General features: G+C 56.5%; 16 protein-coding genes, 1 tRNA gene and 1 pseudogene. 13 read left to right on the top strand and 5 right to left on the bottom strand.

Annotated elements, in window-relative coordinates:
- The first annotated feature begins 20 nt into the window (after positions 1-20).
- The 4 genes from merT to merA are packed head-to-tail and all read left to right on the top strand — an operon-like array spanning position 21 to position 2559.
- Complete coding sequence (gene merT / locus R3F72_RS10150) at positions 21-371, top strand: mercuric ion transporter MerT (RefSeq protein WP_087720520.1); 351 nt, start codon at positions 21-23, stop codon at positions 369-371.
- A 13-nt stretch (positions 372-384) separates the two neighbouring features.
- Positions 385-663: a mercury resistance system periplasmic binding protein MerP gene (gene merP, locus R3F72_RS10145; RefSeq protein WP_087720519.1), complete on the top strand. Its 279-nt coding sequence runs from the start codon at positions 385-387 to the stop codon at positions 661-663.
- A 2-nt stretch (positions 664-665) separates the two neighbouring features.
- Entirely contained in the window at positions 666-917 is a 252-nt protein-coding gene (gene merF / locus R3F72_RS10140) for a mercury resistance system transport protein MerF (protein ID WP_143543307.1), read from the top strand.
- Positions 910-2559 (top strand): mercury(II) reductase, encoded by a 1650-nt coding sequence (gene merA, locus R3F72_RS10135; RefSeq protein WP_332779563.1) that lies wholly within the window; start codon positions 910-912, stop codon positions 2557-2559. The genes merF and merA overlap by 8 nt, the downstream gene beginning before the upstream one ends.
- Positions 2560-2591: 32 nt before the next feature.
- Here the strand turns inward: merA and R3F72_RS10130 are convergent, their stop codons facing one another.
- Positions 2592-2855 carry a Y-family DNA polymerase gene (locus R3F72_RS10130; protein ID WP_256961342.1) on the bottom strand — a complete coding sequence of 88 codons (264 nt, stop codon included), beginning with the start codon at positions 2853-2855 and terminating at the stop codon, positions 2592-2594.
- Positions 2856-3706: 851 nt separating this feature from the next.
- Here R3F72_RS10130 and R3F72_RS10125 point away from each other — a divergent pair.
- The 5 genes from R3F72_RS10125 to R3F72_RS10105 all read left to right on the top strand — a co-directional run bounded on the left by R3F72_RS10125 (position 3707) and on the right by R3F72_RS10105 (position 10465).
- On the top strand, positions 3707-4963 hold the full coding sequence (locus R3F72_RS10125) for a TolC family protein (RefSeq protein ID WP_218777061.1): 1257 nt from the start codon (positions 3707-3709) through the stop codon (positions 4961-4963).
- Positions 4956-6500, top strand: a complete 1545-nt coding sequence (locus tag R3F72_RS10120) for an efflux RND transporter periplasmic adaptor subunit (RefSeq protein WP_087720517.1) — start codon at positions 4956-4958, stop codon at positions 6498-6500. The genes R3F72_RS10125 and R3F72_RS10120 overlap by 8 nt, the downstream gene beginning before the upstream one ends.
- Entirely contained in the window at positions 6497-9655 is a 3159-nt protein-coding gene (locus R3F72_RS10115; RefSeq protein ID WP_332779562.1) for an efflux RND transporter permease subunit, read from the top strand. Before R3F72_RS10120 ends, R3F72_RS10115 begins: the two co-directional genes overlap by 4 nt.
- A 28-nt stretch (positions 9656-9683) precedes the next feature.
- A complete protein-coding gene (locus R3F72_RS10110; protein ID WP_286987831.1) occupies positions 9684-10028 on the top strand; it encodes a copper-binding protein in 345 nt (114 codons plus the stop codon).
- A gap of 182 nt (positions 10029-10210) precedes the next feature.
- The gene (locus R3F72_RS10105) at positions 10211-10465 is read left to right on the top strand and encodes a hypothetical protein (RefSeq protein WP_087721088.1); all 255 of its coding nucleotides are present in this window, start codon (positions 10211-10213) and stop codon (positions 10463-10465) included.
- A gap of 282 nt (positions 10466-10747) precedes the next feature.
- Here the strand turns inward: R3F72_RS10105 and R3F72_RS10100 are convergent, their stop codons facing one another.
- Positions 10748-12907, bottom strand: a complete 2160-nt coding sequence (locus tag R3F72_RS10100; protein ID WP_303852970.1) for a tyrosine-type recombinase/integrase — start codon at positions 12905-12907, stop codon at positions 10748-10750.
- Entirely contained in the window at positions 12904-13266 is a 363-nt protein-coding gene (locus tag R3F72_RS10095; protein ID WP_332779561.1) for a site-specific integrase, read from the bottom strand. The genes R3F72_RS10100 and R3F72_RS10095 overlap by 4 nt, the downstream gene beginning before the upstream one ends.
- On the opposite strand from R3F72_RS10095, the gene R3F72_RS10090 reads away from it, so the two are divergent.
- Together R3F72_RS10090 and R3F72_RS10085 are read left to right on the top strand one after the other, a co-directional pair.
- On the top strand, positions 13191-13598 hold the full coding sequence (locus R3F72_RS10090) for an amidohydrolase family protein (RefSeq protein ID WP_256961190.1): 408 nt from the start codon (positions 13191-13193) through the stop codon (positions 13596-13598). The genes R3F72_RS10095 and R3F72_RS10090 overlap by 76 nt on opposite strands.
- Positions 13595-14383, top strand: a complete 789-nt coding sequence (locus R3F72_RS10085; protein WP_087718882.1) for a 2-keto-4-pentenoate hydratase — start codon at positions 13595-13597, stop codon at positions 14381-14383. The genes R3F72_RS10090 and R3F72_RS10085 overlap by 4 nt, the downstream gene beginning before the upstream one ends.
- A 424-nt stretch (positions 14384-14807) precedes the next feature.
- Here the strand turns inward: R3F72_RS10085 and istA are convergent.
- Positions 14808-15445, bottom strand: a pseudogene (gene istA, locus R3F72_RS10080) (IS21 family transposase); the annotation flags it as partial.
- 393 nt (positions 15446-15838) lie between these two features.
- Positions 15839-16036 carry a hypothetical protein gene (locus R3F72_RS10075; protein ID WP_087718883.1) on the bottom strand — a complete coding sequence of 66 codons (198 nt, stop codon included), beginning with the start codon at positions 16034-16036 and terminating at the stop codon, positions 15839-15841.
- A gap of 225 nt (positions 16037-16261) precedes the next feature.
- Between R3F72_RS10075 and R3F72_RS10070 the strand changes: the two genes are divergently transcribed.
- The gene (locus tag R3F72_RS10070; RefSeq protein ID WP_087718884.1) at positions 16262-16945 is read left to right on the top strand and encodes a GntR family transcriptional regulator; all 684 of its coding nucleotides are present in this window, start codon (positions 16262-16264) and stop codon (positions 16943-16945) included.
- Between the two features lie 717 nt (positions 16946-17662).
- Positions 17663-17736: transfer RNA gene (locus tag R3F72_RS10065), tRNA-Gly, on the top strand.
- The last annotated feature ends 131 nt before the right edge of the window (positions 17737-17867 follow it).

The following is a 17867-nucleotide window of genomic DNA, read 5'->3' as shown; positions in this document are numbered from 1 at the left end:
TCCTGAAAGGAGAAGCGTCCATGCGGAAATCGAAAACGGGGCGAGGGCCCCTGGCTGCCGGAGGGCTTGCGGCCCTCCTTGCCTCGATCTGCTGCCTCGGCCCGCTGGTGCTGATCATGCTGGGGATTTCCGGCGCCTGGATCGGCAACCTGACGGCCCTGGAACCCTACCGCCCCCTCTTCATCGGTGTGGCACTGGTGGCGATGTTCTTCGCCTGGCGCAGGATCTTCCGGCCAGCGGAACAGTGCCAGCCGGGGGATGTGTGCGCTGTGCCCCGAGTCCGTGTGGCCTACAAAGTGATCTTCTGGCTCGTGTCGCTGCTGGTACTGATCGCGCTGGTCTTTCCCTACACATTGCCCTGGTTCTATTGAGAGGAGGTTCCCCATGAAAACTCGTATCGCCCTCATCGCGCTACTCGCGCTGCTCAGCTCGCCCGCCATGGCGGCCCTGCAGACCGTGACGCTCTCGGTACCGGGCATGACCTGCGCCGCCTGCCCGATCACCGTCAAGGCCGCACTCAACAAGGTGGACGGCGTCTCGCAAATCGACGTGAGCTACCCGGATCGTGAGGCCGTGGTCACCTTCGACGATGCCAAGACCACGGTTGAGGCCCTGCTCCAGGCCACGGCCAATGCAGGTTATCCCTCGACGGTGAAGGAATAAGCGTGAAAGGTCCGAAGAAATTTTCAAACGTCGTGCTTGGCAGCGTGCTGATGGTGTTGTGTTGCGTCGTGCCAATAGTCCTGATTCTGTTCGGCACGGCGGGCCTGGCCGCGCTGACAGGCTATCTCGACTACGTGCTTTTCGCTGCCCTGGCCCTAGCCATCGTCATCGGCTTACCTCTCTACGCTCGACACCGCAAGCGAAAGCAGGACGCCTGCCGCACCCATGAAGCCTCGGAGAAGCGTGATGATTGAACTCAACGTGAGTGGCATGACCTGTGACAGCTGTGCGAACCATGTCAGGGAAGCCCTGGAGAAACTGCCCGGCGTGCAGTCGGTCGAGGTATCCTATCCGCGGGGGACGGCATCGGTAGCCGTTGATCCGGGTACACCGGCCTCGGCGTTGACGTTCGCCGTGACCCGACTTGGCTACCAGGCCCGACTGGCCAACAGTGGGATACCTTCTCCGGCAGACGCATCGGTTTCCAAGGGCCGCGGTGCAGACGCCCCGCACATCGCGGTCATCGGCAGCGGCGGCGCCGCCATGGCGGCGGCCCTGAAGGCCGCCGAACGCGGCGCCCACATTACCCTGATCGAACGCGGTACCCTCGGTGGCACCTGCGTCAACACCGGCTGTGTGCCCTCGAAGATCATGATTCGCGCCGCGCTTATTGCCCACTTGCGCACGGCAAGTCCCTTCGATGCGGGCCTGAGCGCCCAGGCGCCGGTAGTGGATCGGGCGAAGCTGCTCGAACAACAGCAACGGCGTGTCGAGGAACTGCGTGATACCAAGTACGAGGGGATTCTGCGCGACCACCCGGCCATTACGGTCATGAAGGGGGAGGCCCGGTTCGTCGATGCCCATCACCTGGCGGTCAGGCTGGATGAGGGCGGCGAGCAGACCATCCGCTTCGATCGCGCCTTCATCGGCACCGGCGCCCGTCCCGCAGAACCGCCAGTCCCGGGCCTGGCTGACACTCCGTACTTGACATCCACCAGTGCGCTGGCCCTGGACACCCTACCTGAGCGGCTGATCGTCATCGGCGCCTCGGTGGTGGCCCTGGAACTGGCCCAGGCCTTCGCCCGGCTGGGCAGCCGGATCACCCTACTGGCCCGCAGTCGCCTGCTCTCCCAAGAGGACCCAGCCGTGGGGGACGCGGTGGAGGTGGCGTTTCGCCGTGAGGGCATCGAGGTGCTCAAGCAGACCCAGGCGAGCCGCGTGGACTACACCGACAATGAATTCATTGTCGACACCAACGCCGGCACCTTGCGGGCGGATCAACTGCTGGTGGCCACCGGACGGATACCCAACACTGAGGCGTTGAACCTGGCGAGCCTCGGCGTGGAAACCGCGCGTGGCGTGATTCTGGTGGATGAGCATCTGCAAACCACGGTGCCGGGACTCTATGCCGCCGGTGACTGCACCGATCAGCCGGAGTATGTCTATGTCGCCGCTGCTGGCGGTAGTCAGGCCGCCGTCAACATGACGGAAGGCGACGCCACCCTGGATCTCAGCGCCATGCCGGCGGTGATCTTCACCGACCCCCAGGTGGCTACCGTCGGCCTGACGGAAGCCGAGGCACTCAAGCAGGGCTTCAGCGTGGAGACCCGCGTGCTCGACCTGGAGAACGTGCCACGAGCGCTAGTGAATTTCGACACCGGTGGTTTCATCAAGATGGTGGCCGAACGCGACTCAGGGCGGTTGCTGGGGGTGCAGGCGGTGGCGGGAGAAGCTGGTGAGCTGATCCAGACGGCGGTGATGGCACTGCGGGCACGCATGACCGTACAGGCCATCGGTGATGAGCTGTTTCCCTACCTGACCATGGTGGAAGGCCTCAAGCTCTGTGCCCAGACCTTCACCAAGGATGTGAAGCAGTTGTCATGCTGTGCGGGGTGAACAGGCTGAGCTTGAGGTTCTATTGAATATCACTACTTGCACAAGTCAGGAAACAGACTTGATTGAGCTTTCAGCCAGGTTTGATGTTCTACGGATAAGGCCAGGGTGCGGGTGGGCGCCACGCCCACGCAGACGGGGATGCCGGTGAACTGGCGCACGTTGCGGTAGAGCGTGCGCGCCAGGGCCTGGGTGGTGGCCGTGTCGAAGCCGTCGAATCTCACGAACATTTCGTCGATGGAGTAGGGCTCGACGCCGGCGGAGAACTCCTCGAGGACCTCGCGCACCCGGGCGCTCATGTCGCCGTTTATGTGGAATGGAAAATCAAGAGGGATACGAACCGTTTCGTCCTTTTACTCAATAAAATACAGCGTCGCTTGTCAGGTTCTGTCTGAGAAGTCATGGCAGCAATGCTTTCCCTGTTCACTGAGCAGGAGCCCGCCAAGGCTGGCCGTTACAGCTTTCGAGCACCAGCATTCTTTGGATTTTCTGCTTTCATACCTAATGGAGATATGACTGAGCGATAGGTTTTTGGAAACAGAGGTCCCGGGGGCCTTCGCCAGTGGTGTGACAACTTCCTGTTTCAGGATGCTCTATTGCACGTCTAATTACAGACCGAAGAAGATGGCGAAAAATATGCTGGCTTTTCTTGTCTCTGTGTATTTATCATGAAGGCTGGGTAAATTTTGCACAGGACCTGCTTCATCTCATGATGTTCATCAGGCTTATTCTCATTGCGATATTGACACTATCGATTCCAGCCCTTGGGTTGGCGTCGTCAGGTGTTGGTGAGCAGTGCGAGATGATGCCAGGAACATTCATGATGCATGATGCACCTGACCAGCAGGATTGTGATGTGATGGCACAAAATTTCGCATCACAACCCGACTCGAGCGATAAATGCCCGCCAATGCAGGACTGTGTTGTCGGCATGGCGCTATATATCTCCAACTCGAATTTATCCATCTATACCTTACATCCCGTTCGCGTTTCCCCTCTGCTGTATGACCCGCCTGCCGTTTTCCGTTCTACCGACGGCTTATGGCGCCCTCCTCGTTTGAGCTGACTCCCTACTGAGATTCAACTTTCGCAGCTTCTATCGACTGCGAGGTTAAGCACGACTGTGCGTTGAAAAATCTGGAGTTAGAGCATGTATCTTCACAGATATCATGTCCTGTTTGGCTGGCTAATGAATGGCTGGCTGGGCATGGCCGGAGGCGTTCATGCCTCATCACTAAGCTTTAATGATGCCCTTGCAATAGGCGTACAAAACGCCCCCGAACTGGCTGCCAGCATGTCTGGTATCGCCAGCGCTCGTGAATTGATTGAGCCTGCCGATGCACTGCCTGACCCCAGACTAAGTCTTGGTGTCACCAACTATCCCGTTTCCGGCCCCGACAGGGGCAGCCTGACAGATAGCATGATGACGATGCAGCGCATCGGTTTATCGCAGTCCATACCCAATGGCGCCAAGCGTCATGCCCGCAAGACCATTGCCGAGGCCGAGTTGGGAAATGCCCAGGCATTGCGTTCTGTGGTGCATCTCATGGTGCATCACCATACGGCGCAGGCCTGGTTCAAGCGCTACTACCTGGAACGCAAGCTTGAACAGCTTGATGAACTCGACCAAGAAAACCGCCTTCTCACGACTACCGTTCAGGCTCAGATCGCATCAGGCAGCGCCCCGCTGACTGACAGTGTGCTTGCCAGACAAGCCGTGGCCGAACTTGCCGACCGACGTGACGCTCTGGAAAGCGAGCGGATCGCAGCCATCGCCGAGCTTCGCCGCTATGTGGGCGATGCGGCCGATGAGCCGCTTGAAGGGACACCGCCTTCTTTTGCCATTGCGCCGGAAGCCCTGCGCACACGTCTGAAACGCTATCCCGAAGTACTTGCCTTGAGTGCTCAGACTCGCATTGCCGAGGCCAGACTCGCTGAAGCGAAGGCCGAAAAGCGTCCTGACTGGGGCGTTGAACTGGCCTACCAGCATCGTGATGAACGCTACGGCGACATGGTCTCGGCACAGGTGTCGTTTGATCTGCCGCTGTTCTCCGGCAGCCGTCAGGACCCGACAATTCGTGCCCGTCAGCACACCGTGGAACGCCTTCAGTTCGAATACGATGCATTGCTGCGTGAGCAAATGAGTGAGCTGGACCATCAGCTGGCCGACTACGCCGCACTATCCCAACAGCTCAATCGAGCGCAAACCACCTGGCTTGATCTCGCCAATCAGAAAGTCGAGCTGCAGTACGCCGCCTACAAAAACGGCCAGAGCACTCTCGACGCCATCCTGGCCGCACGCCGCGAACTGATCGACCAACGCCTGCGCATCATTGATCTCAAACAACAGCGCGATCTGATCGCGATGCAGCTTCACTTTTCCTATGGGGAGCCCATGAATGAATAAGAATACGCTTAAAGTGGCTGCCCTGTTGGTTACCGTGACCGCTGCTAACGTGGGCATCACCTCCTGGCTGATTCATCGGGATACATCAGGGACTGAGCCTGCATCCAAAAAAGCGCAGGACCAGAGTGAACAGCGCGAGGTGTTGTACTGGTATGACCCGATGGTGCCGGATCAGCACTTCGACCAGCCGGGGCAATCCCCGTTCATGGATATGGCACTGGTACCCAAGTATGCCGACGAAGCTGGTAATACAGATGCTGCCGTCAGGATCAATCCGGGGGTGGTACAGAACCTTGGCGTACGCACCGTCCAGGTTACCCGTACCGCGCTCACCAGCGCTATCGAGGCTGCCGCCAACGTGCAGTTCAACGACCGCGATGTAGCGATCGTCCAGACGCGCAGCTCAGGATTCGTCGAGCGCAGCTACGATCTTGCGCCGGGTGATGTGATCAAGCAGGGCGCGCCCCTGGCCGATCTGCTTATCCCCGCCTGGGGCGGTGCGCTGGAAGAGTATCTGGCTGTGCTCAATACCCATGATCGCACTCTGATTAATGCTACGCGTCAACGGCTGATACTGATGGGAATGCCGTCAGCCTTGATCGAGCGTGTCGAAAAAAACCGCCGGGCCCAACCCGTCATCACGATGCATGCGCCGATTGGCGGCACCGTGCAGCGTCTCGATGTCCGGGCAGGAATGGCGTTGGAGAAAGGTGCGCCACTGGCAGTGATCAACGGGCTGGACACCGTCTGGCTCGAAGCCGCTGTGCCTGAAGTCCAGGCCGGCCGGGTCCGCGTCGGTCAGTCTGCCACAGCGCGGTTGACCGCCTATCCTGGCGAGACGTTCGAGGGTCAGGTGATTGCCGTGCTGCCCACAAATGATCCGTCCAGCCGTACGCTGCAGGTGCGCATCGCGCTGCCCAACCCCGAGCTGCGCCTGCGTCCCGGCATGTTTGCGCGTGTCCAGCTTGAAAGCACCGCAGAAAGCGTACTGACCGTACCCAGTGAGGCCGTGCTGCACGGCAGTCAACGCGACTATGTGCTCGTCGCTGACGGTGAGGGTGGCTTCACGCCGGTAACCGTTACCCTGGGAAGACAGTCCGGTCAGCAGACCGAGATACGCGATGGGCTGCAGGAAGGCCAGCGCGTCGTGGCATCGGGTCAGTTCCTGATCGACTCCGAGGCCAGTCTGGCCGGTGCACTCGATCGTCTCGGTGATACAGAGAGTGCGGGCACTGGCAACGCGGAAGCCATGGGCAACATGAATATGGACGCCCAGAGCAGCATGTCGGCTGAAGAGGCCAGCAGTGCGTCGATTGAAAGCCGCGGACGTGTCGAGGACTTGTCTGCCACGCAGATTACCCTGTCGCATGAGCCCATCCCGGCGCTCGATTGGCCAGCGATGACGATGCCATTCGAACTGGCCGACCCAGGATTGACGGAAGATATTGAGGTCGGCGACACCGTGACCTTCACGATGCGCGAAGGTGATAGCGGTTACGTTATCGATCAGCTGCAGCAAAGCGGAGGCGCACAATGATTGCACGCGTGATTCGCTGGTCAATCGGCAACCGCTTTCTGGTGCTGCTGGCAACTGTATTCATCGCCGTTGCCGGCGTGGTCTCGGTCAAGAATATGCCGCTCGATGCACTGCCGGACCTGTCCGATGTGCAGGTCATCGTCCGTACCCCCTATCCCGGTCAGGCGCCACAGCTGGTCGAAGAGCAGGTGACCTACCCGCTTTCGACCATGATGTTGTCGGTTCCGGGGGTCAAAACGGTACGCGGCTATTCGTTCTTCGGCGATTCCTATGTCTACGTGCTGTTCGACGACGATACCGACCTTTACTGGGCGCGTTCGCGGGTGCTCGAGTATCTGAGCCAGGCCCAGGGCCAGCTACCCAATGATGTCACGCCAGTGCTGGGCCCTGATGCGACCGGCGTGGGCTGGGTGTATGAATACGCACTGGTTGATCGCAGCGGCCAGCACGATCTGTCCCAGTTGCGTAGCCTGCAGGACTGGTTCCTGAAATATGAGCTCAAGAGTCTGCCCGGCGTTGCCGAAGTCGCTACCATCGGCGGTATGGTCAAGCAGTACCAGGTGGTGCTTGACCCAGCGAAACTGGCCGCTTATGGCATTACACAGCGTCAGGTCATCTCGGCCATTCAGAATGCCAACCAGGAAACCGGCGGCTCGGTGCTTGAACTTGCCGAAACCGAGTACATGGTGCGGGCGTCCGGCTACCTCGAGTCGCTTGAGGACTTCCAGCACATTCCGCTCAGGGCCAGTGCCGAGGGCGTCCCGGTCACGCTGGGTGACGTGGCGAGGATTCAGCTCGGGCCCGAGATGCGTCGCGGCATTGCCGAGCTCAACGGCGAAGGCGAAGTGGTGGGCGGCGTGGTGGTACTGCGCTCCGGCGGCAATGCGCTGGCGACGATAGAGGCGGTCAAGGACAGACTAGCCACGCTAAAGGGCAGCCTGCCCGAAGGCGTCGAAATTGTGCCCACCTATGATCGCAGCCAGCTGATCGAGAACGCTGTCGAGAACCTGAGCCACAAGCTGATCGAAGAGTTCATCGTCGTCGCGCTGGTGTGTGTATTGTTTCTCTGGCATCTGCGCTCGGCTTTCGTCGCGATCCTGTCGCTGCCGCTGGGTCTGCTGGTTGCCTTTATGATCATGCAGTGGCAGGGCATCAATGCCAACATCATGTCGCTGGGCGGTCTGGCCATTGCCATTGGCGCAATGGTCGATGCTGCCGTGGTCATGATCGAGAACGCCCACAAGAAGCTCGAGGCCTGGCACCATGCCAATCCGGGGCAGGTGCTCAAGGGAGAACGCCGCTGGGCGGTCATCGGCGATGCCGCTGCCGAAGTAGGGCCAGCCCTCTTCTTCAGCCTGCTGATCATCACGCTGTCATTCATTCCGGTGTTCACGCTGCAGGCTCAGGAAGGTCGCCTGTTCGGGCCGCTGGCATTCACCAAGACCTATGCCATGGCCGGTGCGGCAGGCCTGTCGATTACCCTCATCCCGGTATTGATGGGCTACTGGATTCGCGGCCGAATTCCCGATGAGAACCGCAACCCGCTCAACCGGCTGCTGATCTGGTTATACCGGCCGCTGCTCAACGTCACGCTGCGTCGCCCCAAAACCACGATCTTTCTGGCGCTGGTGTTGTTGGCAAGCGCGGCCTGGCCCATCAATCGGTTGGGCAGCGAATTCATGCCACCACTCGATGAAGGCGACCTGCTCTACATGCCCTCTGCCCTGCCGGGGCTATCGGTGGGCAAGGCATCGCAATTGCTGCAGCAGACCGACCGCCTGATCAAGACCGTGCCTGAAGTGGAAAGCGTGTTCGGCAAGGCCGGCCGCGCCGAAACGGCTACTGATCCGGCGCCCCTGACCATGTTCGAGACAACGATTCGTTTTAAACCACGTGACGAGTGGCGGCCTGGTATGACGCCTGACAAGCTGGTTGAGGAGCTTGATCGCATTGTGCAGGTACCGGGCCTGACCAACGTGTGGGTGCCGCCGATTCGTAACCGCATCGACATGCTTGCCACCGGTATCAAAAGCCCGATTGGGGTCAAGGTTTCAGGTACCGACATTACTCAACTTGACCGTATTGCCCAGCAGGTCGAACAGGCAGCGAAGAAGGTGCCCGGGGTGACCTCGGCCCTGGCTGAGCGCCTCAAGGGCGGGCGCTACGTCGATATTAATATCGACCGAGCAGCAGCGGCGCGCTACGGGCTCAATATCAATGATGTGCAGGCAATCATTTCCTCAGCGATCGGTGGCAAGAACATCGCCGAATCAGTCGAAGGGCTGGCCCGCTATCCGATCAACGTGCGCTATCCACGCGCCGTGCGAGATTCGCTCGAAGAGATGCGCCAGCTACCGATTCTTACCGCCAGCGGCGCGCAGATCACTCTCGATAGCGTGGCGAATATCAGCCTGAGCGAAGGCCCGCCGATGTTGAAGAGCGAGAACGCACGCCTGACCACGCTGGTGTATGTCGACGTACGCGACCGTGATCTCGGCTCGGTAGTCGCCGATCTGCAAGAGGTGGTCGGTCAGCAGGTCAAACTCGCACCCGGTACCTCGATCGCTTACTCGGGCCAGTTCGAATATATGCAACGTGCCAATGCGCGGCTCAAGCTCGTCGTACCGGCCACACTGTTAATTATCTTCGTACTGTTTTACCTGGCATTTCGCAGGATCGGTGAAGCTGTGCTGCTGATGAGCACGCTGCCTTTCGCGCTGGTTGGCGGGGTGTGGCTGCTTTATCTGCTCGGCTACAACATGTCGATTGCCACAGGGGTAGGATTCATTGCATTGGCCGGCGTCTCGGCCGAGTTCAGTGTCGTGATGCTGCTTTATCTCAAGCAGGCCATTGAACGCTATCGCGCGGCAGATGGCACTCTTGAGCCGCAGACGCTCGATGCCGCTATTCAGGAAGGGGCAGTACTGCGCGTACGTCCCAAAGCGATGACTGTAGCCGTTATTCTCGCCGGACTTATCCCGATCATGGTAGGCAGCGGTACCGGATCGGAAGTCATGAGCCGCATTGCCACGCCAATGGTCGGAGGGATGATTACCGCCCCATTCGTTTCAATGCTTCTGGTGCCCATCGTGTATCGCCTGATGCGTACCCCGCGTCATCGAGCCGCCATTTCTCATCATGCAACACAAGATTAACCGTTCCACATCTTATGAGGATTTACCCATGAATAAGCTGATTCGTCCATTGCTGACCGCTGCCACGCTGGTGCTGGCCACCCAGACACTACCTGTCATGGCAGCGGAAATACAGAATATGGACATGAAGTCATCATCGGGGCAGAACCAGACCAAAGCCGTTGAGGGCGATGGCGTGGTCAAGGCTATCGACCCACAGTCGCAGAAGATTACCCTGGCTCACGGCCCCATCGAGGCACTCAACTGGCCAGCGATGCAGATGGCCTTCAAGGTGGCTGATCCGACGCTATTGGAAGGTATTAATGTAGGCGACAAGGTTCATTTCGGACTGCAGGGCGCTGACCATGTCGTGACAGAACTGAGCAAGAACTGAAGCGTGGCTTTAGGTTGTGCCAGCCTGATAATTATATCTTGACCTTAAAGTCAACTTCAAAGTTATCGTTAGAGCGGCTTCCGAAAGCCCCTAAAACCAAAACACGATATCTGCGTATCGCTCAGCAACCTGAATAAACGAAAAAGTCACGTTCACTATTGAAAATTTCGAGGATTATACAAATGCGTAAAGTAAAAACCTTGCTCGCTACTGGTATTACATTTGCAGGTCTAGCTTCAGTATCGATGGCATTTGCCTTGACGGATACCAGCCGTACCGGACAATCCGAGGCAATGATGCAATCAATGGCTACCCATGAGCAGTCAAACTCAAACGCAATGCAGCATGAAAGCATGATGCATAACAATGGCATGATGCCTCAGATGAAAAAATGCCGTCATATGATGATGCAGGATAAAATGGAGGAAGGCTGCTAAGTAGTATTAGGTATGGGCCGGCTTTTATATAATAGAAGCCGGCCTTCAAGTCGAGTGAATGCTCGTAAAAGTAAATATTTTATATCAGTATTATTGACTGAAATGTCATAAGCGCGACATTTTAAATATATTTGTTCAACTGGTTTAAAAAGTCTTTGTATTGCGAACGCAGAGTGGCATCTTCAGGGCCATGGTGACACTATTCTGTATCAAACTATGCATGCGGGCTGATTTTCCAACCTGAGTCTGGATGCAGTTTTGCGCACAAGGGCAAGATAGATCTCAATTTCCTTGGTTCTTGATCCCGATCTCAATTGGTGTTCTGCCGTCCAGAGTGGGCACATTGTCGAGCTTGTGAATAAGACCTTTCAATTTTTCCAGATCACCCTCGGCAATAGCTCGTTCGTCGGGAGTCAAAGGCACTGCCTCTAAATATCTTCCGATAGACGACTTGCTTTCAAGGGCTTGGGCTCTTGCACTGGCTTTTGGCAAGTTAAAGTCACAACCTGCACAGGCCATGCGATGTGGGCAGCTGCTCCAGAAAGGGTTTGAACAATACGAGTCACCCAGGTCATAGAAGGTGTAGGGCTCATCTGAATGGCGAGCAATTACATCATGGTCGATCAGGATGGAGACCATATTGGCCATTTGATCAGCTTTGATAAATGATGCTGCCAGCTTGGTAGGCCGAACTCGAATATAATGTAAAGTCGAATTCGGTGAGCTATGTCCTGACCACTGCATCAACTCTATCAGCGACATGCCTTGAGGAACGCTGGCAAGCGCCGTCACTGCGGAAGCACGCCCCCTATGGCTTGTGATTCGCCCGCGACTGTCTTCTAAAGGTACACCTGCCTTGGCACACAATATAGGAATGATGGTGCCATTGATAACACCGGAACCTATGCGTTTGCCTCGAAACTGGAATAGATAGCTAACTTTTCTCCCGGTTCGCTCATCAAATAATGCGGCCTGGTTGATAGGTCTATCTTTCAGCCAAGCATCGATGTATTTCTTTACGGCTATCGCTACGGGCTTGACGAAGGGCTTGAATGTTTTGCTGGCAGGAATATCGAGGTAGCATAAGGACCCTGCTGGAGTGATAGTCCCATCCTCGTGTACCACATCATTGGTTTGGAAATGTGCGCATTCTTTGTCCAGTCGCATAATTTCATTACTGCGCAAACCTGCGTGAGTCCATATCACGGCAAGGGCTTGCACCATCGATAGGGGGTAATGAATCTCAGAAAGCAGATCATTACGTTCGAGATTGAGGCTTGCCCAAATAAGCTTGAGCCATGTCGAATCATCAATAACGCGTGGGTTAATGCCGGAGTTGAATGTTACGGATCTTGGCGTGGCCAGGTGATATCTTGGACTGAACTTTAAACGTCCCCAGCCCCACAGCTCAAAGTCTGTAAAAAAGCGTCGCAATGCATGCAAAAAACTGCGCTTTGAGTTGGCAGCGATGGGCTGTCCAAGTCCTTTGAAGTTTGTTCCCTTCGCTGATTTCAAAGCCCATTCCCCGACAGTCATCCGATCAACAGCGGCAATGAAGGCAGCGCAAGTAGACATGCTCCAATCGATGGGCGCTGCAGTGTCGGGTTGCTCACGTTTCAACCAAAGACCAGTTCTCAGGAGAAAACTGTAATTACTTTCACGTGTGTGGGGACGTAAGGTGGATGTATCACGCCAGCGACGACACCACATTACCCAAGCTGGGTCGATGCCTTCGATGCTTTTTTCTCGCCAACTGATATAGCCTCGCATACGAATAGGTTTCGACAGGATGCCCATTGCAGCTAGTCCGTGAGATACCTTTCCAATCGATCTCGCAACACCTTCGCTTCGATGCTGCTGACCCTTCAAAAGCAGTTCCTCAGTGAATGTCTCCAGTCGCGGATCGCCATTTTCCAGCATCAATGTGCCCAGTACGCTGGAAAGGAACTGTTCAAGATGAAGCGCAGCATAACCTAGCGATCTCAACGCTCGGCTTAATCGAACGTGCTCATGTCTGAATACTTCATGGCCAAAGATAAAAGAGGCGTATGTCGCCGGGTGCCGGAATTTATCAAGGCGCTGTGGTACTCGAAAACCGCCAAGGTGATAGGCAACAGAAGCAAGGTAAGGTCGTGATCCTGCTTTGCTAATGAGTAAAGTCAGCCACTGTGACTCAGTCCAAAGCCAGTGGGGTTTGCCAGTCTTGCTGATATTCCAGAGAATGGCTGCCACCGAAATGATTGCTAAACGCATGGAAACCCCACTGTGAGTCGCCAGGTCAATGAGCGGTCTCATGAGTCCGGGTATCTCCGATTGTAGATAGCACCAGTCCGAACGGTAAGAACGATTGGAAAGTATGGTCAGTTCCAGATTCGATAGAGTAGTTTGACGTTCGTATTGACTCACATCGAATGGAATATAGTCGGCGGAAGAGGTGTTCATTGTGATACCTCATTCTCGAAGAGTTCACAAAAAATCCGAGCATCTAGGCTGCTTACAGAGTGCGACATCTTTGCAGTTAAGTCTGCTCCCGATAGATGGAGGTAAGCCAACGTGGTTTTGGGATCGCGATGTCCTGCATAGGTGGTTAATTCATGAAGCTTCCAGCCGGCCCGGGCCAGATGGGTCAGACGAAGATGACGAAAGGTATGAGTGCTAATGTGCGATAGTTGTGCCTTCTTTGCCCAGCCTTCAACTGTTTTGCTCCACGTCCAATGAGTCAATGATGAGCCACGATTGCGGTCCGATTCTGATCGAAACAGCGAACCACTTGACCAGCCGGCACGGCGAAGGACATGCATATGCTCGATTAATACTCACATCTACCAATGCCGCCAAGATGTATGGTTTGTACCCACGCAAAGGCAGCATCGCAATCGGGGCGGATGCTGACCTGGTCATCTGGAATGAAGGCGACCCGGTACGGGTTACCAACGACATGTTGCATCACAACGTTGATTACACCCCCTATGAAGGCATGCAGCTAAGTGCATGGCCTGCAGTAACGCTGGCACGAGGCGAGGTCGTCTGGGACGGCGAACCAAGGGCTAAGCCGGGGCATGGGAAGTTTTTAACCTGCGAAAGGCCTGTTCCCGCTCAATCCCGTCGTCGTCAAAATGAACTGCCGCTATGAATGGCACGACCGAGGTAGCAGCGGCATTGCTTCATGCTTGGCGAGAGCGGCGAAATTTGCCGCATGATGGGCTCGGTTTGATGACCGAAACCGACGCTTATCGGGTTCAGCAAATCGTCGCCTCGGAGCTTGGTTGGTTCAGTGAGTCTTCGGTGACAGCCTGGAAGCTTGGTGGAAGCCCAGGGAAGTTGGTCAGCGCCGCGCGTGTCCCGAGCCGCGCAATTCATCTATCAGGTTGGGAGGTTCCTGATGGCTATTGCAACCGGTTCGGAATCGAGGGTGAACTGATCGTACAACTTGGACGAGATGTCGATGGCGATGTCGATCGCGCGGCAGTATATGAAGCGATCGAAGCATGGCAGGTCGGGATTGAGTTGTGCGATACGCGTTTTCAAAATGGTGAGCGAGCTCATCCATTGCTTCGTCTGGCCGACCAACAACTCAACCGCGCGTTGGTTTTAGGGGAAATAATCCACCCTCCCGCAGACTGGTCGGAGCAGGCTGTCGAGGTTTGGGTAGATGGGAGACTGCAGATCTCCGGTATTGGAAGCCATCCCTTCACGGACCCCTTGGCTTCGATACCATGGTTGGCGAGGCATGCAGCGACTCAGAACCGGCCATTGAAAGCTGGTGATTTGTTCGCCACAGGAAGCTGGACAGGCCTGCTTTGGGCCCGGCCAGGCGCAAATGTGAAAGTTGCGTTTCCAGTCTTAGGAGAGGTGTTGCTCTCAACCGGCCCGCTTAGAAACGATTTGAAGATGCCACCCTTGATTTCATGGGGTTGAATCACGATGTTCATACAAACACGGTGAGTTATGGCGAATTGCGCAATCTGATGACGGAGCTGCGCGACAGCTTCTGAAGGTGAGGCGAGCAGGCTCGCCTCTGGTTTTTCGGACAGCCCGTTTTCGGCCGATTCTGTTGAAAAAGTAGCTGTTTCCCCATGCCGCCGGTAAAGCTCTTTCACCGGCACACCGGCCCCTGCCTGCTTGAGAAGTCGAAAATCTGTTCTCCCGTAAAATGCTTTTCACTGCCGTCTCCCGCTCGGAAAACGGACTCCACTAACTTCAGCTTGGGACTGAAATCGGGGAGCAGGTCACTTGCTACTTCAATCGCGTGTTATTAAAGAATCGAATTTATGAAAAAGTCTCCTCCAATACACATGAAGTCACCTTGTAAAAATAATTTTTACAGCAGTGTTCTATTGGATGATTTGCTCACCGCGCTGCGCAGGTTGTCCGGCACCACGATCTCCGGCACGCCGCCGAGGAAGGCGAAGCAACGGGTGTGCGAGCCCAGCCAGTCCGGCAGTTGCTGCGACCAGGTGGCTTCGGCGAAGGTGTAGCCGGACGCACCAAGCACCGCGACGAACATCTGCTCCTGGCGGATCTCGCCGCTATGGCGGTCGATCACCGGCACCGTCTGGCCAGCTTAGTCGACGGATAGCTTCTCGCCGACGCGGTGCTCCTGACGCATCACCACGTCCAGCTTGCTCTGCCAGACTCGGTAATTTTCGCAGAACCAGCTGTACCGGAAGCCCTGCGGCTGGCTCAGGCGGTACTCCTGCCAGAGCAGCGCCAGGGTTACGCCGGGGCGGCGCAGTTCGGCATGCACCCATGCCCAATCGGGCAGGGGCCGCTGCTCACTGGCAACCGCAGGGGCCGGCGGGAACAGTTGCTACTCCAACTCGGCATTCGACAACGAACAGGGCCAGGTGAGACCGCTGGTGGCAAAGCGGCAGAGATAATCACCGGCACTGCTGTGGCTAATGCCCAGGCTGCGGGCGATCTTGCGCACGGACAGGCCTCAGTCGAACTGAGGCGCAACATCTCTCGGATTTTACGCATGGATAAACGCTCCACGGCGACCTCTTCGCTTTGAAAAAGAGGCCGATGGTAGCGAAATCCTGCGTAGCTGCCTGCCAGAAAAGTGTCCGGTTGGCCGTAGAATCACTGTCCGGATGTGCGTGGAATGGGTGTCCGAGTTAGCATGGAGTCCGCTATTTTGCAGAGCCTCCGCGCCGCGTCAGCCGCAGCCCGAGGACTTCATCCGCGGCGACCGCCTGGTGGGTGTACGAGCGCGTCGCCCAGGGGATGGCGGCTGCGCAGAAGTCCGGGGTGTTGGAACTGGGTGGGCTTCGTGACCGACCCGGGCAGCGACCAAGGTGAGCCGAAAGACACCCCCATGAAACTGCATCGGCACGCCCGCTGACGCTGGCGTGTCATCGTCGGCTGCACCGATCACGGACACCAGCATGTGTGAGCGCCTTCGTCGAAGATTCGACGATCACCGATGATGACCAGGCGCGCGGCACGGTTGACGGCGTCGTCCGCTGCCAGTTTTGCCGTCAACTCGGCGCTGATGCCGGCAGGGTCGCCCATGGCCAGGGCGATGATCGGCAGCTCGGATACGTCGTGACGCGGGGGGGAAAGAGCCATGGTGTCTCCTCATCGTGGGGAGCAGCACTTCGTGGGAAGCACTCGCTTGAGGAGGAGATTGCGCTCAAATCTAAAATGTATACATTATACGTTGGTATGGAGGCAGAAATTGGTCAGGGCGCAGTATGATGGCTTCAGACTTTTCGCGGAGGCGTCCTTCATTGAGCGCTTCCAAGCTGAATCGATACATTCCATGCATCAATTTCAACTACTGGTCTGACATTCATGAAGAAGACAACCGTGTCCGCCACGTCATCGCCTCGATCCGCGATTGCCCGGCATTCGCTTCATGATGCGATTACCAGCCACCTTCGTGACATGATCATCGAGGGGGAGCTTGAACCGGGTAAGCGCATCTACGAAGGCCCGTTGTGCGAGCGTCTTGGCGTATCGCGGACCCCCCTGCGGGAAGCGCTGCGCTATCTGGCCAGCGAGGGCCTGGTTGAGCTGACACCACAGCGTGGCGCCTCGGTTCGCCGCTTTTCGGCCAAGGACATTCAAGACATGCTCGTGTTGATTCGCGCGCTCGAGGAGCTGGCGGGGCGCCTGGCCTGTATCGAAGCGAGCGACGAGGAGATCGCCGAGGTGCGAAAGCTTCACGACGACATGCTGGATTACTATCGGGAGGAAAATCGGCTCGATTACTACAAGACCAATCAGCGTATCCACTCTGCCATCGCGGCGTTGAGTCATAACGAGTCGCTGATTCAGGTTCATGCCTCGCTGCAATCAAAGCTCAAGCGCGTACGGTTCATCGGACACGAAGGGCGGGAAAAGTGGGCGGCGGCGGTCGCCGAGCATGAGTCGATGATCAAGGCCCTCGAGGGGAGAAATGCGCCAGCGCTGGTTAATGCGCTGAGCGAACACCTCGAACATGCCTGGGAGCGAGTGCGTGATGTCGTGTCGTAATCGCGGCCAAAGGGTTAAGGAGGGGATTTCCGACATCCATATACTCATAAACCAACTTGCATTGTCGGCAATCTCTTACACGAAAATCAGATCTTAGATCTATTTACTTCCAAGCCGTGGCGCTATGATTTTGGTCCGTTGTAGATCCTTGGGCTCCCCCCGACTTCGGTCGGGGGTTTTTATACCAGGAACTGACCTCCATTTTTTTCAGTCGTCAGCCAGCTGGCCAGAAAATTTAGCCCAGACGGCGCTTTCGACTATTCGGATTTGTCGGTACAAAAGTTACCTCTAAATTAGATATGTTATTTAACACAGGATAATTTATTTTGGGTGAGCGGGGTTTAACGGGCTCATGGGTTGGCAACGAAGCTTATTGGCCGGGTAAAGTCATCCATAACTGAAGCGGATAGATTGAAGAATAGCGGTAACAGCCGCATTCAGGGATAGCGGCATTGAAGCGATCTATTGGATAGATCGCCTTTACTTTCTTTCAAGGATGGCGGTAGAGGAACCCGTGAAGGAAGACGGAGCCATGGAAGCGGTACAGAGCAGTCCGCGACTTTCAGCAAGTTAGGCGTGTGCTGATCGAAAGCCCGGCCGGCCAGCGATGATCGGTCGGGCTTTCTCTTGTCTGATGGGGAGAGCCCATCCTGGGTATCACTACTGGCATGGAGAAGCTTGCAAGTCTAAGTGGTTGGATTTACTATCAAAACCGTTGCGGGTGTAGCTCAATGGTAGAGCAGAAGCTTCCCAAGCTTAAGACGAGGGTTCGATTCCCTTCACCCGCTCCATCCTTGTTTATCCGTCACCTTATCTTATTGCTTATAAATGATTGTTTATAAAGAACAATCGTGATCTTTTGCTCCGCTTGGCCCAGCTTAGGCGCCGGATGGCAGACGAGGCAACGCGAATCTACAGTAGA

Origin of the sequence: Salinicola sp. 4072, assembly GCF_036663415.1 — a bacterium.
GTDB classification, from domain to species: domain Bacteria; phylum Pseudomonadota; class Gammaproteobacteria; order Pseudomonadales; family Halomonadaceae; genus Salinicola; species Salinicola salarius_A.
Note: the sequence above shows the minus strand (reverse complement) of the source record. Positions and strands in the feature narration are given on the sequence as shown.